The 13,432-nt window shown below is 63.5% G+C and carries 15 protein-coding genes; 6 read left to right on the forward strand and 9 right to left on the reverse strand.

The window, feature by feature from the left end; genetic code table 11:
• Position 1 precedes the first annotated feature (1 nt).
• On the reverse strand, positions 2–1,204 hold the full coding sequence (locus tag QMY55_RS08050; protein WP_283488104.1) for a leucine-rich repeat-containing protein kinase family protein: 1,203 nt from the start codon (positions 1,202–1,204) through the stop codon (positions 2–4).
• Between the two features lie 56 nt (positions 1,205–1,260).
• Between QMY55_RS08050 and QMY55_RS08055 the strand changes: the two genes are divergently transcribed.
• Both QMY55_RS08055 and QMY55_RS08060 read left to right on the forward strand, forming a co-directional pair.
• The gene (locus QMY55_RS08055; protein ID WP_283488105.1) at positions 1,261–2,238 is read left to right on the forward strand and encodes an SMI1/KNR4 family protein; all 978 of its coding nucleotides are present in this window, start codon (positions 1,261–1,263) and stop codon (positions 2,236–2,238) included.
• Position 2,239: 1 nt separating this feature from the next.
• On the forward strand, positions 2,240–2,749 hold the full coding sequence (locus QMY55_RS08060) for an ankyrin repeat domain-containing protein (protein ID WP_283488106.1): 510 nt from the start codon (positions 2,240–2,242) through the stop codon (positions 2,747–2,749).
• Positions 2,750–2,806: 57 nt separating this feature from the next.
• Here QMY55_RS08060 and QMY55_RS08065 read toward each other — a convergent pair whose 3' ends face one another.
• The 8 genes from QMY55_RS08065 to QMY55_RS08100 all read right to left on the reverse strand — a co-directional run bounded on the left by QMY55_RS08065 (position 2,807) and on the right by QMY55_RS08100 (position 10,208).
• Positions 2,807–3,175: a copper-binding protein gene (locus tag QMY55_RS08065; RefSeq protein ID WP_283488107.1), complete on the reverse strand. Its 369-nt coding sequence runs from the start codon at positions 3,173–3,175 to the stop codon at positions 2,807–2,809.
• 20 nt (positions 3,176–3,195) lie between these two features.
• On the reverse strand, positions 3,196–3,693 hold the full coding sequence (locus QMY55_RS08070; protein ID WP_283488108.1) for a DUF411 domain-containing protein: 498 nt from the start codon (positions 3,691–3,693) through the stop codon (positions 3,196–3,198).
• 17 nt (positions 3,694–3,710) lie between these two features.
• Positions 3,711–4,199, reverse strand: coding sequence for a cupredoxin domain-containing protein (locus QMY55_RS08075; RefSeq protein ID WP_283488109.1), 489 nt, complete (start codon positions 4,197–4,199; stop codon positions 3,711–3,713).
• A gap of 14 nt (positions 4,200–4,213) precedes the next feature.
• Positions 4,214–5,611 carry a multicopper oxidase family protein gene (locus tag QMY55_RS08080; RefSeq protein WP_283488110.1) on the reverse strand — a complete coding sequence of 466 codons (1,398 nt, stop codon included), beginning with the start codon at positions 5,609–5,611 and terminating at the stop codon, positions 4,214–4,216.
• Position 5,612: 1 nt separating this feature from the next.
• Positions 5,613–7,046, reverse strand: a complete 1,434-nt coding sequence (locus tag QMY55_RS08085) for a TolC family protein (protein WP_283488111.1) — start codon at positions 7,044–7,046, stop codon at positions 5,613–5,615.
• Entirely contained in the window at positions 7,043–7,402 is a 360-nt protein-coding gene (locus QMY55_RS08090) for a hypothetical protein (protein ID WP_283488112.1), read from the reverse strand. The genes QMY55_RS08085 and QMY55_RS08090 overlap by 4 nt, the downstream gene beginning before the upstream one ends.
• Before the next feature lie 115 nt (positions 7,403–7,517).
• Complete coding sequence (locus tag QMY55_RS08095; protein ID WP_283488113.1) at positions 7,518–7,979, reverse strand: hypothetical protein; 462 nt, start codon at positions 7,977–7,979, stop codon at positions 7,518–7,520.
• A 105-nt stretch (positions 7,980–8,084) separates the two neighbouring features.
• The gene (locus tag QMY55_RS08100) at positions 8,085–10,208 is read right to left on the reverse strand and encodes a heavy metal translocating P-type ATPase (RefSeq protein ID WP_283488114.1); all 2,124 of its coding nucleotides are present in this window, start codon (positions 10,206–10,208) and stop codon (positions 8,085–8,087) included.
• 39 nt (positions 10,209–10,247) lie between these two features.
• On the opposite strand from QMY55_RS08100, the gene QMY55_RS08105 reads away from it, so the two are divergent.
• The 4 genes from QMY55_RS08105 to QMY55_RS08120 all read left to right on the forward strand — a co-directional run bounded on the left by QMY55_RS08105 (position 10,248) and on the right by QMY55_RS08120 (position 13,396).
• A complete protein-coding gene (locus QMY55_RS08105) occupies positions 10,248–10,721 on the forward strand; it encodes a MerR family transcriptional regulator (RefSeq protein ID WP_283488115.1) in 474 nt (157 codons plus the stop codon).
• A gap of 57 nt (positions 10,722–10,778) precedes the next feature.
• Entirely contained in the window at positions 10,779–11,582 is an 804-nt protein-coding gene (locus QMY55_RS08110; RefSeq protein ID WP_283488116.1) for an MlaE family ABC transporter permease, read from the forward strand.
• A gap of 144 nt (positions 11,583–11,726) precedes the next feature.
• On the forward strand, positions 11,727–12,701 hold the full coding sequence (locus QMY55_RS08115; RefSeq protein WP_283488905.1) for an MlaD family protein: 975 nt from the start codon (positions 11,727–11,729) through the stop codon (positions 12,699–12,701).
• Complete coding sequence (locus tag QMY55_RS08120) at positions 12,698–13,396, forward strand: hypothetical protein (RefSeq protein WP_407650643.1); 699 nt, start codon at positions 12,698–12,700, stop codon at positions 13,394–13,396. Before QMY55_RS08115 ends, QMY55_RS08120 begins: the two co-directional genes overlap by 4 nt.
• Positions 13,397–13,432: the final 36 nt, after the last annotated feature.

Here is a 13,432-nt window from a genome sequence, read left to right on the forward strand (position 1 = left end):
CTCAGCCGACAAGGGCTTGAACCTCGTTTTCCAGATGGCGCAGTGCACGCAGCTCGATCTGCTGCAGCTGCGCTTTCTGAGTTTCAGGCAGGCCTTGCAAAAGTGCAGCCGCCCCAAAGTCGCTGAGTACGGCCCGCCCGGTCTGCAGATTGCACAGGATATTGTGGGCATACAGATCTCCATGCAGCAGATCACGGCCGTGCAGATGGGTGATGGCAGAGCGTATGCCTTGCAGCAGCTGCTGGGCCTGGTCGGCTTGCAGGCGCAGTTCGGGGTCATAGACATCACGTGTGCAGCTGTCGAAGCTGGGCGGCCCGGCCAGCGGCTGCATGGCTGAATCCAGCAGGGGCAGGGCCGTGGCCATTTGCCCGTCAGGAGCGCCCAGAACCTGCGCCAGTGGCGTCAGCAGATGAGGATGCTGTCCTGCCGCAATGCCTGCTGCCAGTTCGGATTGCGGCGTACCGTCGCTGGTCTGGGCGGCCTTGAAAACCTTGAGTGCCAGCTCCTGTCCGTTGAGGCTGGCGCGGTAGATATGGCCGCTGGCGCCTTCGCCCAGCTTGCCGGCAATCTGCAAATTTTGATAGAAAATGGACTCAATCCCATGCGCTGAAAGCGTATCCAGCTCCTTTTTTTGAGTCATTGGATTACCTGCCAGCGCCAGCCACGCCAGGCGAGGCAGCCGGAAGATGACTTCGGGAGCATCTTCGAAACGGTTGCTTGCCATGCGCAGCAACTCCAGCGCCTGGCAATGTTGCAGGCTCTGGGGCAGCTGCCTCAGCTGGTTGCACGACAGCATGAGCTTTTGCAGGCGTGTGCATTGGCCGATGGACTCGGGCAGCCGCTGCACGTGGTTGTCCGTGAGAATCAGCCAGCGCAGGCGCGCCGGCAGGCTGTCCTCGGGCATATGCGTGATGCGGCAGGCTTTGAAACCCACCATTTCGAGTTGCGGCATGCGGCCCAGCACGAGGGGCAGTTCGCTGAACGGATTGTTCGAGGCAAACAGAATGCGCAGCCGCGCAAAACGCGTCAGATCATCGGGCAGGGTGCTGAGCCGGTTGCCCGACAGATCGAGAATTTCCAGCGTCTCGGTCAGCTGATAAAGCGCGGCGGGGAACTGGGTCAGCCCATCGCTGAGCCTGATATGGTGTGCGCGGGCCAGTGAACCATTGGCCAGCCCGGAGTGAAACTGCTCTAGCGTCAACATAGGACGCGCAGTCTAAGCCCCGCGCACGAAATGCACAGAAAACACGAAATGCCTGCATGAAAATCTTCAAAGACCTGCCCGCGCTGGTGCAGGCATTGCCCGAACTCGCGCCGAGCGACTGGGTGGATCTGCCTGCCGATGCCGCTGTCCAGCTTGTGGCGCCAAATCAGTCCCCGCCAGCAGATCTGCTGAAACAGCCTGCCTTGCGCTTTGTGGCGCGCGATGCGAATGAGGTGCAGCGCATGGGCTATGTGCCGTGGATGCCGGTGGCGGTACTCGCCCGGATGCACTGGCCTTCACCATTTGACGCGCAAGCATGGTCTCGCTTTCTGCAGGCCGAGTTCGGGCGCAGCCAGCGCTTTGTAGAAAACCATGATGTGTGGGATGAGGCCGATGTGCCCGAGCCGTACTGGCTAACGGTCAATGCCACGGCAGAGCAGCGACTGGCTTACTGGCATCAAGGCCTGCAAGCCCATGCCTGGATGGACGAAGAGCCTGCTCAAGCCAAGCCCTTCAGCCGGGCCGAGTTGCGCCTGTGCGAATGGCGCCTGGGTTGCAATCTGCCCCAGTCCTTGCGTGACTATCTTTTGCAGCTTGGTGTGCTGGACTGGGCCGAGCGCTTGCTGAGTCCGCGCTTTGACCTGCTGGCGCCGGACGCGGACATGGACGCCATCGGGCCCGTGAAGGTCGTGTTTCCGGGTATTGCCGATATTGTGGAAATGAGTGCACCGCAACAGGCGCAGGAGCTGATGGCACAGCTGAGCGAGCTGGTGGTGTTCGGCGACTATCTGGGCAATGGCAATCTCTGGTGCTTTGACCGTCGCGATGGCTCTGTCTGGTATCTGGACCATGACAGCAGCCCCTTGCTGACCCGTATGTTCGTAGATGTGGGCGACTATCTGGACGCACTGGCTCTGATGTCGCTATGCCGCAGTCATGCCGTGGCCCAGGGGCGGGATGATGGCGATGAACAGGCCGAAGCGCTGCTGAGCGAGCGCTTTGGGCAGAGGCTAGTCAAGAAATGGATGTACTGAGATGACGATGAAACTGCTCAAGGCCGCTGAAAGAGGCGATATCGCTGCGCTGGAGCTGCACCTGAAGAATGGCGACGATATCGCCTATGTGCAAAAGAGCACAGGCCTCAATGCGCTGATCACGGCACTTAACTGCGGCAACGAGGCCGCAGCCCAATGGCTGGTGGAGCAAGGCAGTCCGCTGGATCAGGTGAGTCTGGCAACGGGCATGACCGCCAGCGCCTGGGCAGCCTTCAACGGGCGCACAGAGATGCTCCAAGTGCTGCAGCAAGCGGGGGCCGATCTCGACAAGACCGGGGATGGCAAAGGCCGCACCCCGTATCTGATTGCCGTGGACCATGGCGCCTGGGCGGCCGTACGCTGGTTCTGGTCGGCCGGGGTCGACCTCCAGCGAAGAGACGCCCAGGGTCGCAATGCCCATGATCTGCTGGTGTGCAGTGGTCGTGATGTGCCCGGGGATGTGCTGGAGCGCGTGGCAGGCCATGCCGCTGCACCGCCCACGGGGCGCTGACGTGATGACGATGCCATGCTTGCATGGCATCGTCATCGTCTCAACGGCGAGGCTGCATCAGGACGCTGGCTGGATGCGGGTGATGATCAGCGAGCCATCCTTGTCCTCGGCATGGAACAACACCTTGTCACCGGCCTTGAAAGAGGCCGACTGTGCGGAGCTTGACAGCGCAAACACCATGGTCATGGGAGGCATGTCCAGGTTCTTGATTTCTTCATGGCGGATCGTCAGCTTGCCTGTGCGGGCGTCCACACGGGTGATTTCTCCGGCGGTCAGCACATCGGTCTGGCCGGTCGATGTGGCTGCCGAAGCATCGGCCATCGCCCCATGACCTGCGTGCGCCGAGTGGTCCTGTGCGGAAGCCGGAGCGGCCAGTGCCATGCCGAGGCTCAGGGCTGCCAAAGTGGTGTGAAAGAGGTTTCTCATCATGTTCTCCTGAATTGGGGTCAGCCGCGGTAGCTGGTAAATACGACGGTGCTGACACCGCTGTTCATGAGGTTCTTGGTAACCAGCAGCACATCAAATGGGTCCTTGCGGCCGCCGTATTCGGGGCCGTCCATGCCGGGGCTGCCAATGGGCATGCCGGGTACGGTGATGCCCAGGGCCTTGGGCTTGGCTTGGAGCAGCTTGTGCACATCGGCAGCCGGTACATGGCCTTCGACCACATAGCCCCCCACCAGTGCGGTGTGGCAGGAGCCCAGGTTTTGCGGCAGGCCCAGCTTGGCGCGCACGGCGTTGTTGCCCACGTCGTGCACCTTGACGGCAAAGCCGGCTTGCTCCATCAGGGCAATCCAGTCCTTGCAGCAACCGCAGTTCGGGTCTTTCCAGACTTCCATGGGAATCTTGGCGGCGGGGGCGGTTTTGTTGGCGTAGGCGGGCAAGGCTGCAGCCGCGGCAGCAACTGCCAGCAGGTGCAGGGCGTGACGACGATTGGTGGATTGCATGGATATCCTTTCTTGGTTTATTCGGTAACGGTGAAGCGACCCGTCATGCCGGCCTGGTAATGGCCTGCAATCAGGCAGGCGAAGTTGAAATTACCTGCGCGGTTGAAGCTCCACACCAGGTCTTCAGCCTTGCCTGGAGCCACATGGGCCATATAGGGTTCGGCATGTTCCATGCCGGGGTACTTGAGCATCATCTGTGCGTGCTCGTCGAGCGAGGCCCTGGTGCCCAGCACCATCTCATGCATGAGCTGGCCTTTGTTGACCACGCGCAGGCGCAGGGTTTCGCCCCGCTTGACGGTGAAATGATCGGGGGCAAAGCGCATGTCGTCGGTCATCTCAATCGTGAGCGTGCGCAGCGCGGCCCGCTCGTCGGACGCAATTCCCCAGGCTTTCTGTTCCTTGATGACAGGGCCTGTCGCCGAGGCATGGCTGGTGTTTCCATGCGCAAATGAGGTGCTGGCGCTTGCCAGCAAAGCGCAGGCAGCTATGAATTGCATAGTTTTCATGGTGAGCATTCCTGTCAGTGGTGAGCGTGGTCTTTGCCGGTGTCGGGTTTGCGAGCGTTGGCGGCACCGGGCGCATTGCCGGGTGCTGTCTGGCGCGGTGCGCTGGCATCCAGCGGTGCGCCTTTCCATTCATAGGCTTGCGTACCCTTGGGTTGCGGGTACCAGCCTGGATCGCCGTAGTCGTTGGCACCCAGGTTTTTGCGCACCTTGAAGCTGGTGAACATCCCGCCCATTTCGATGGGGCCGTAAGGGCCCTGGCCGGTCATCATGGGGAAGGTGTTGTCGGGCAGAGGCATTTCCATGGCGCCCATATCGCCCATGCCGCGCTCGCCCATCAGCATGTAGTCGGGCACGATCTTCTGGATCTTGCCCACCAGGCCGGCATGCTGAACGCCGATCATGGTGGGCACGTCGTGACCCATGGCGCCCATGGTGTGGTGGCTCTTGTGGCAGTGGAAAGCCCAGTCGCCGGGTTCGTCGGCCATGAATTCCACCTGGCGCATCTGGCCTACGGCCACATCCGTCGTCACCTCGGGCCAGCGGGCGGACTTTGGAATGGGGCCGCCGTCGGTGCCCGTGACCTCGAACTCATGGCCGTGGATATGGATGGGGTGGTTGGTCATGGTCAGATTGCCCACGCGGATGCGCACCTTGTCGCCCTGACGCGCCACCAGTGGACTGATGGCGGGGAAGGCGCGGCTGTTGAAGGTCCAGATATTGAAATCCGTCATCTCGTTGATGCGCGGTGTCATGGTGCCGGGCTCGACCGCATAGGCGCTGAGCAGGAAGGCATAGTCGCGCTGCACCTTGTCGATCAGCGGGTGGGCTGTCTTGGGGTGGGTGATCCACAGGCCCATCATGCCCATGGCCATCTGCACCATCTCATCCGAATGCGGGTGGTACATGAAGGTGCCGGGGCGGCGCGCCTCGAACTCATAGACGAAGGTCTTGCCCGGCGGGATGTGGGGCTGGTTCAGACCGCCCACACCGTCCATGCCATTGGGCAGACGCTGGCCATGCCAGTGGATGGTGGTGCTCTCGGGCAGGCGGTTGGTGACGAAGATACGCACCTTGTCGCCTTCCACCACTTCGATCGTGGGGCCCGGCGACTGGCCGTTGTAGCCCCACATATTGACGAAAAATCCGGGCGCCACCTCGCGCACCACGGGCTCGGCCACGAGGTGGAACTCCTTGACGCCCGCATTCATGCGCCAGGGCGTGGTCCAGCCGTTGAGCGTGACCACGGGTTGGTAGGGGCGACCGTTGGGCGGCGTCAGAGGCGCGGCCGTGTCGGCGCTGCCTTGCATGACGGGTTCGGGCAGGGCCGCCATGGCAACCCGGCTGACGGCCATTGAAGTGGTGGCGGCTGCCACTGCAGTGGCAGCGCCAGTGAAAAAGGATCGGCGTTGCATATCAGTGACCTGCCTCGGCTTGTGCAGCGGGCGCTGCGGTGGTGTTGACGGTGGGGGTGGTTCCTGGCGATGTGCCGGTCAGGGCCAGGCGCAGATCGGTTTCGGCCAGCCAGAAGTCGCGCTGGGCCTCGGTGGCGGTCACCACCGCTTGCGTGGTGCTGCGAGCCTGGGCCAACAGCTGCCAAACACTCATGAACATGCCGTTGTAGCGGTAGACGGTTTCTTCCTGCATCAGCTTGGCCAAGGGCAGAACCTCGGCCTGCTGCTGCTGGGCCAGGTCGTAAGCCGTGCGGTAGGCCAGCCAGTTGCTGCGGGCTTCGCTGCGTGCACGTATGGCGTTGTCGCGCAGCAACGATGCGCTGCGCAGCACCTGGTTGCGTGCCATGCCGCGCGCGGCAAAGCCCCAGTCAAATAGCGGCAGCGGCATGTCGAACTCCCAGCCCTGGGTCTTGTCGCTGTGACCGGTGGCTCGTTCGGTGCTGGTGTTGTTGCTGTAGCTGGCGCCGATATCACCAAAGATGGTGTCCACAGTGGCCCAGCCCTGGCGGCCGGCGGTCACATCCAGGTCGCGGCGCAGAGCGCCCAGATCCAGCCGCTGACGCAGGGCGGTGGCTTCGGCGTCATCGCCGCCGCGCAGCTCGGAGGCTTTGGGCAAGGCGGGCAGTTGCTCGGGCAGCTTGTAGGCCAACTGCTCGCCCCACAGACCCATGCGGCGGGCCAACTGCTCGCGTTCCAGCTGGGCGTTCAGACGCGCGCGTGCCAGCTGGGCGGAGGCCTGCTGCTGCTGGGCCAGCTCTCTGGCCTGGTCCATCTTGCTGAAGTTGCCGACCTGGGCCATGCGGCGTGCCAGCTCACCGCCCAGAGCCGCTGCCTCGTGCATGCGTTCGTTGGCGGCTAGAGCCTGCTCGGCGGCCACGGCGCGCAGCCAGGCGCGGCGTGTGTCGGAGGCCAGCAGCAGCACCTGCTGGGCGGCCGTCAGAGTGGCTTGCTCCATCTGCCAGCCCTGCCAGCGGCTGCGCCAGGGCAGGGTGATGAGCTGCACCAGGCCAAAGCTGAGCTGGCGCTCGATCTCGCGCTCGTGGCCGTTGCGAAAGCGGCCGAAGGTAAAGCTGGGGTTGGGCAGGGTCAGGACCTGCACGCGCTGCGCGTCGGCAATGCCGAGCTGCGCCAGCTGGGCCTGCAGGCCGGGGTTGTTGAGCAGGGCGATGCGCACGGCGGTGTCGGCATCGACAGGGGCTTTGAGCCAGTCGGCAATCTGGGCCTGCGCATCCTGCAGGGCCTGGGCGTCCGGCGACGGCAGCTGTGCGCCAGCGGGCAGCCTGCCTTCGGTATGTCTGGCCACGTCGCCGCGCAGTCCGTCGGGCGAGATGCTGGCGCAGCCGGCCATAGCCAGTGCAGCGAGCAATGGCGCGGCTTTGAATGCAAGGCGCCTCATGGCTGGCCTCCATGATGGTGCTGATGTGCGGATATACCGCTGTCCGGGGCCGGGCCGGAGGCATTGCCCTGAGATTTTTCCCACCTGAGCACATCGCCATGGCCGCGCGGGAACTCGCTTACCGCGGCATTGGCGGCTTTCCAGTCGCCGGGCTGGGTGACGATGGCTGCGCTGGCCATGAGCGGTTGATGCTGCAGCGCCAGCGTGGGCGCTGCGGGGTTGAAAACGTTGTGACTGCTGGCTGGGGACTGGGCCGCCGGGAGAGTCGGTGCGGACGGCTGGGCCAGGACTGGCGGGCTGATACCGGCCATGAGCAAAGCCATGGCTGTCAAAGAAAGAGGATGCGCTTGGCGCATAGAGGATTCCTGTCGTCTAAAACCGGGGGAAGGTCCGCAGTTATGAGCGTTTTACGGCCAAAACCTAGACAGCAAGCGCGATGGCTGCTATCAAAATGCGGACGCACCTAGGGCGTTAGAGCGCAGAAATCGGTGGTTTGACGAGGTCGGCAGGCGCGGCGCTGGCAAAGCGCGCTGCACCATGGGCCGGCTGGGCGGCCAGGGGGAGGCTGGAGTGAAGCGTCAGCAACTCGGGCTTGGCCAGCGTCGAGTGGCAGATGCCGCAGGCCGTGCAATGGCCTTCATGCTGGTGGCAGTCGCTGTCGGCGGCATTGGCGCTGCAGTTCACGGCCCCTGCAGGGCCTGCCTTGTGGGACGCGGCCATGTCGTGATGCGGCTGTGCGTCGGTCGCGAGGCTTGCATGCGCGTGGTGCACAGCGGCTGCCATTGCGGCCACTTCGTCCAGGCTTTGCGTCTGCACCAGCGCATGTCCCATGTGATGGGACTGGCCAGTGTTCTGCTCCATGGCCATGGCATCGCCTGCCAGGCCGCGCAGGGCCAGCAGCAAAACCAGGAACAAGGAGAAAAAGCGACGCATGGGCTGAATGATAGCGAAGGGCGGGGTTTAGTTCCCCCACCCGGTGCAGTAAATCGTAAATTTGATAGCTGCTTGCGCTTTCCCATCAAGGGCTAAGGTCGAATTTCATGCATTTTCAGGTCTGTTGCCCCAATGGCGCAGGCGCAGGCCATTGGCGACCACCAGCAGGCTCACGCCCATATCGGCCAGCACGGCCAGCCACATGCTGGCATTGCCGCTGACGGCCAGAATGAAGAAGGCCAGCTTGATGCCCAGGGCCAGGCTGATGTTCTGCCAGAGCACGCTGTGCGCGCGCTGCGAGAGATCAACCACCTCGGGGATGCGGCGCAGGTCGTCGTTCATGAGCACCACATCGGCGGTCTCCATGGCCATGTCGGTGGCATGCATGCCGCCCATGGCAAAGCCTATGTCGGCCTGGGCCAGTGCCGGCGCGTCGTTGATGCCGTCGCCCGTCATGGCCGTGGGGCCGATGTCGCGCTGCAACTCGCTCAGGGTCTTGAGCTTGTCCTCGGGCAGCATATTGCCGCGTGCATCGCTGATGCCTGCTTCCGCGGCCACCGTGCGCACGGTGGCGCTGTTGTCGCCGCTGAGCACAATGGGCTTGACGCCTAGCGCCTGCAACTGGGCCACGGCCGCCTTGGCCTGGGGGCGCAGCGGGTCGGCCACGGCAAACAGCGCCTGCACGCCATGCTCATTGGCCAGCAGGGTGACGGTGCGACCCTGTTGCTCCTGCAGCATCAGCGCGGCCTTGAGTTCGGCACTGTCCCAGCCTTGCTCGCCCACCCAGCGCAGATTGGCCAGCGTCCAGCGCTGCCCCTCGACCTGGGCCTGCACGCCGCGGCCGGGCAGGGCTTGCAATTGCTGTGCTTCGGCGAAGTCCTTGCCGATCTGCTCTTCCAGCCCCTGGGCAATCGCCCGCGAGACGGGATGGTCGGAGCGCGATGCCAGCGCATAGGCGCGGGCGGCGGTGTCATCGCTGCCCGTTGCATTCCAGCTCTGCCAGTCCACCAGCTTGGGCGAGCCCGTGGTCAGCGTGCCGGTTTTATCGAGTGCAATGGCCTTGAGGCTGCGGGCCGACTCCAGCGCGCTGCCGCCCTTGATCAGAATGCCGCGTCTGGCGGCGGCAGTGAGGGCGCTGACCACGGTGACCGGGGTGGAGAGCACCAGGGCGCAGGGGCAGGCGATGACCAGCAGGGCCAGGGCCTGGTAGGCGGCCTGATGCCAGCTCCAGTCCAGCAGCCAGGGCGCGAGCAGGCCGAGGGCAATCGCCAGAACCAGCACGATGGGGGTGTAGACCTCGGCGAAGCGGTCGACAAAGCGCTGTGTGGGAGCCTTCGAGGACTGCGCCTGCTCCACGGCATGGACGATGCGCGCAATCAGGCTATCGCTTGCGGGGGCGGTCACGCGCAACTGTAGCTCGCCATCCTGATTGATGGAGCCGGCATACAGTTCATCGCCCGGGCCTTTGTGCGCCAGCGCGCTCTCGCCCGTGATGGGAGCCTGGTTAACCGAGCTTTCACCTTCAGTCACCTGACCGTCCAGCGGCACGCGAGCGCCGGGCGTCACGCGCAGCACGGCGCCCAGCGGAACTTCGCTGACGGCCATGCGCTGGGTGCTGCCATCGGGCTGCAGCACATCGGCAGTCTCGGGTGCCAGTTGCAGCAGCTTGCGGATGGCCAGGCGGGCCTTGTCCATGGCCTGGTCTTCGATGCGCTCTGCCGCCGCATAAAGGGCCATGACCATGGCAGCCTCGGGCCACTGGCCGATGATGAAGGCGCCCGTGACGGCCACAGCCATCAGGGCATGAATGCCGAGCTTGAAGCGAAACAGATCCTTGATGCCTGCCTTGTAGACGCCCAGGCCCGAGAGCGCAATGCCCAGCACGGCCAGTGCCATGCCCAGGTAATGCAGCAGAGCGTTCGCGCCGTCGCCGCCAAACCAGTGGCAGGCTTCGGCCGCCAGGGCGGCGGCCAATGCCGCATAGATGCGCGGCCAGCCGGGCAGCACGCCATGGTCATGCCCGGCGTGGTCGTCATGATCGTGGTCATGGCTCTTGGCCGGCTGGCTGATGGTGAACGGTGCGCAGCAGTCCGTACCGCAGGCAGAGCTTGCGGCAGGTGCTATGGATTTTTTTGAAGTGGCGGCGGCGACCTGTGCATGCCCATGCTCGTGGGTATGCTGGTGGTCGTGGCCGTCATGGGCGTGGGTGGACAGGCTTTCTTGCTTCATGGCAGTATTAAAAACAATAAAGTCACTTTAAGGTCAAGCATGCTGCTCAATTCTTCTGATCTTCCGCGCTGGCGTATCGGCGAGGCGGCCAAGCGTTCGGGCATTGCTGCAGCCAATATTCGCTATTACGAGAAGGAGCAATTGCTCTCGCCCGGCGTGCGCGAGGACAACCAGTACCGGCTTTACACCGACGGCGATGTGCACCGCCTGCGCTTTATCCGCCTGTGCCGTGCCATGGACATGTCGCTGGACGAGGTGAGGACCTTGCTGGCGCTGGACGGTGCGCGCAAGGCCGATTGCGTGGCCGCACGCGATACGCTGGATACGCACCTGGGCCATGTGCGCGAGCGTCTGGCTGAACTGCAGGCGCTGGAGCATGAGCTGGAGCATTTGCGCGGCCAGTGTGACGGTACGGACAGTTATTGCCACATCATCGAGGCCTTGCATGCCCAGGCCGACGAGGCGCTGCCCGAGACCTTGCAAGGCGGACCAGCCGCAAAGCGCCATGTCTGAAGGGAAGTCTCATAGGTTTATGCCCAGGTCACTTGTAGTGGGCGCTATCATTCCTGCATGAGCTGGAGCGAAACCACCCTCAAGCTGCCCGGACGGATGGGGTCTGCGCTGGGCGCGCAGGCCCTGGCTTCGTGGCGCAGCATTTATCTGACGGCCGTGGTGCTGGTGCTGGTCGTGACACCGTCCAGCTACCGGCGTGGCGCGCGCGGCATGCTGGCGCAGCAGATCTATGTACAGACCGCGCCCGTACTCACGGGCTTTACGGCGCTGGCGGCATTGTTGTGCGCGGTGATTGCGCGCATCGTGATGGTGACGGCGCAAAGCTATGGGCTGTCGCACTATGCGCTGGATCTGGTGGTGCGGGTGATGGTGATCGAGTTGATCCCGTTGACGGCGGCCTTGTTTGTGGCGATGCGTTGCACCATTCCCGCAGGTGTGCAGGTGGTGCAGATGCGCACCCGGGGCCAGCTCGATACCTGGAGGCGGCAAGGCGTTGACCCCATTCGCGCTGCGCTGGTGCCGCGTGCGGCGGCCGGTGTCTTTGCCGCCATCACGCTGGCAGCGCTCAGTTGCATCGTGGCGTTGGTGACGGTCTATATCAGCGTGTATGGCTTCAACCTGGCGGGGTTTGGCGGTTATACGCGGGTGTTCGGGCGGATTTTCACGCCATCGCTGACGCTGGTGTTCGTGCTCAAGACCTGGTTTTTCAGCCTGACGGTGGCGATCATGCCGCTGGCATCGGCGCTGTACACGCCTGTTGCACGGCATCGCCAGGGTGGCGCTGAGTTGGGAGGATTTGCGCGCATGTTTGCCGTGCTGCTGCTGATCGAGGTGATCTCTCTCATGGGCAACTATTACTGATTGGACTTACGCAAACAAGGATGCGCCAGGATGGCTTTTTTAGGCCAAGGTCTTGCCCGAACCTGACTTGCGTGAGTCATGACTGAGAAGGAAATCACGGTGACCGAGTCCAAAGAGCCCGCAAGACGTGGCAGCGAAACCCGGATGGCCGAGGAGCAATTGATCGATGATGAATTGCTGGACCTCAAGCCGGTTGCGCATTTGCGTGCCAAGGCCGCGGCGCTGCTGGCGCTGACCTTGCTGCTGATTCTGGGGGCCGCAGGCTACTTGTTGTATGCGCGTGGCGTGTTCGAGCCCACGCAGCGTCTGGTGCTGACCGCCGATGACTCGGAGGGCGTGGCGGTAGGCATGGACATGACCTTCTCGGGCTTTCCCATAGGCCGCGTCAGCAAGATCGAGCTGGCCGACGATGGTTCGGTGCGCATTCTGGTGGATGTCCCTGAAAAAGATGCACATTGGCTGCGTCAGTCCAGCGTCTTCACGCTGGTCAAGGGCATTGTGGGCGGTACCACCATTAAGGCGTACTCAGGCATGCCTGGCGATGCGCAGCTGCCTGCGGACTCTGTGCGGCCCGTACTCAGTGGCGATGCCACGGCCGAGCTGCCGCAGATCATCAACTCGGCCAAGGAGGTGCTGGCCAATGTGGCGGCCATGACTTCCTCCGATTCGGCGCTGGGCGGATCTCTGGCCGAAGTGCGCAAGCTCGCCGAGCGCATGCAGGGGCAGGGCGGTGCTCTGGGTGTGGTGCTGGGCAGCGACGAGGAGGCTCGCAAGGTGACCCAACTGCTGGAGCGAACCAGCTCGGTGGTCAACCGCATGGACCGCATGGTGGCCCGGGCGGACAGCCAGGTTTTCGACGCGAATGGCGTGATGCCTCAGGTCAAGGCCACGGTAGAGCAGCTCAATGGGCTGCTTGCCGATACCCGCAAGAGCATGGCCAAAGTGGATGCCGTGCTGGCCGATCTGCAGGTGGTTGGCAGCAATACCCGCGAAGCATCGACTGACCTGGGGGCTTTGCGTGCCGAAGTGGAGAGCAATCTGCTGCGTCTGGAGTCGGTACTCAATGACCTGCAGCGCAAATGGCCGTTTTCCCATAAACCGGAGCTGAAGCTGCCATGAGTATCTGTTTTAAGCGAAATATGGCCTTGGCCCAATCTGGTAAAGCGCTAGCAGCTATCGCTGTAATAGCGCTTGCTGCCTGCGGCAATCAACCTCCTGCGCCTGACTGGGCCTTGAGTGCCGAGGCGGCCGCGCAAAAAGCCAGTGTTGCCTATCTGCAGGGGCAGCAGCGGGTGGAAGCTCTGCAATGGCAAAAAGCCCGTGATGCCGTGGCCAGCACAGGCCGCCCCGATCTGGCAGCCCGTGTGGAGCTGATGCGTTGTGCGGCTCAGGTGGCTAGCCTGGAGTGGGACAACTGTCCCGGCTATGCGGCATGGGCCCAGGATGCGGCCAGGCCCGAACAAGCTTATGCGCGCTATTTGCAAGCCCAACTGGAGATGGCGGATATAGCGCAGCTGCCAGAGCCGCAGCGCGCTGTGGCTTCGGCCATAGCCACGTCGGGAACGCCTGCGCTTGCCGACATCAAGGATCCGCTGTCTCGTTTGGTGGCCGCAGGCGTCGTGCTGCGAGCGGGAGGGGCAACGCCACAGCTGTTGAAGCTAGGTGTGGATACCGCATCTGCGCAGGGCTGGCGTCGGCCTTTGATGGCCTGGCTGTTGTTGCAGCGCAAGGCGGCACAACAGGCTGGTGACGTGGAGGAGGCAGCGGCCATTGACCGGCGATTGAAGCTGCTGGACGCGACCTTGCCTCGATAAAAGCAGAGTACCTGCCATGAAAAAAGCGAGGCCTTG

The sequence above is a fragment of the Comamonas resistens genome (assembly GCF_030064165.1).
GTDB classification, from domain to species: domain Bacteria; phylum Pseudomonadota; class Gammaproteobacteria; order Burkholderiales; family Burkholderiaceae_C; genus Comamonas; species Comamonas resistens.

Excerpts from the sequence above, each read along its gene's own strand:
- QMY55_RS08115 (WP_283488905.1), top strand. The coding sequence starts at position 11,727 with ATGGCCGAGGAGCAATTGATCGATGATGAATTGCTGGACCTCAAGCCG.
- QMY55_RS08075 (WP_283488109.1), bottom strand. The coding sequence starts at position 4,199 with ATGAAAACTATGCAATTCATAGCTGCCTGCGCTTTGCTGGCAAGCGCC.
- QMY55_RS08070 (WP_283488108.1), bottom strand. The coding sequence starts at position 3,693 with ATGCAATCCACCAATCGTCGTCACGCCCTGCACCTGCTGGCAGTTGCT.
- QMY55_RS08120 (WP_407650643.1), top strand. The coding sequence starts at position 12,698 with ATGAGTATCTGTTTTAAGCGAAATATGGCCTTGGCCCAATCTGGTAAA.
- QMY55_RS08080 (WP_283488110.1), bottom strand. The coding sequence starts at position 5,611 with ATGCAACGCCGATCCTTTTTCACTGGCGCTGCCACTGCAGTGGCAGCC.
- QMY55_RS08095 (WP_283488113.1), bottom strand. The coding sequence starts at position 7,979 with ATGCGTCGCTTTTTCTCCTTGTTCCTGGTTTTGCTGCTGGCCCTGCGC.
- QMY55_RS08110 (WP_283488116.1), top strand. The coding sequence starts at position 10,779 with ATGAGCTGGAGCGAAACCACCCTCAAGCTGCCCGGACGGATGGGGTCT.
- QMY55_RS08105 (WP_283488115.1), top strand. The coding sequence starts at position 10,248 with ATGCTGCTCAATTCTTCTGATCTTCCGCGCTGGCGTATCGGCGAGGCG.
- QMY55_RS08090 (WP_283488112.1), bottom strand. The coding sequence starts at position 7,402 with ATGCGCCAAGCGCATCCTCTTTCTTTGACAGCCATGGCTTTGCTCATG.
- QMY55_RS08100 (WP_283488114.1), bottom strand. The coding sequence starts at position 10,208 with ATGAAGCAAGAAAGCCTGTCCACCCACGCCCATGACGGCCACGACCAC.
- QMY55_RS08085 (WP_283488111.1), bottom strand. The coding sequence starts at position 7,046 with ATGAGGCGCCTTGCATTCAAAGCCGCGCCATTGCTCGCTGCACTGGCT.
- QMY55_RS08065 (WP_283488107.1), bottom strand. The coding sequence starts at position 3,175 with ATGAGAAACCTCTTTCACACCACTTTGGCAGCCCTGAGCCTCGGCATG.
- QMY55_RS08060 (WP_283488106.1), top strand. The coding sequence starts at position 2,240 with ATGACGATGAAACTGCTCAAGGCCGCTGAAAGAGGCGATATCGCTGCG.
- QMY55_RS08050 (WP_283488104.1), bottom strand. The coding sequence starts at position 1,204 with ATGTTGACGCTAGAGCAGTTTCACTCCGGGCTGGCCAATGGTTCACTG.
- QMY55_RS08055 (WP_283488105.1), top strand. The coding sequence starts at position 1,261 with ATGAAAATCTTCAAAGACCTGCCCGCGCTGGTGCAGGCATTGCCCGAA.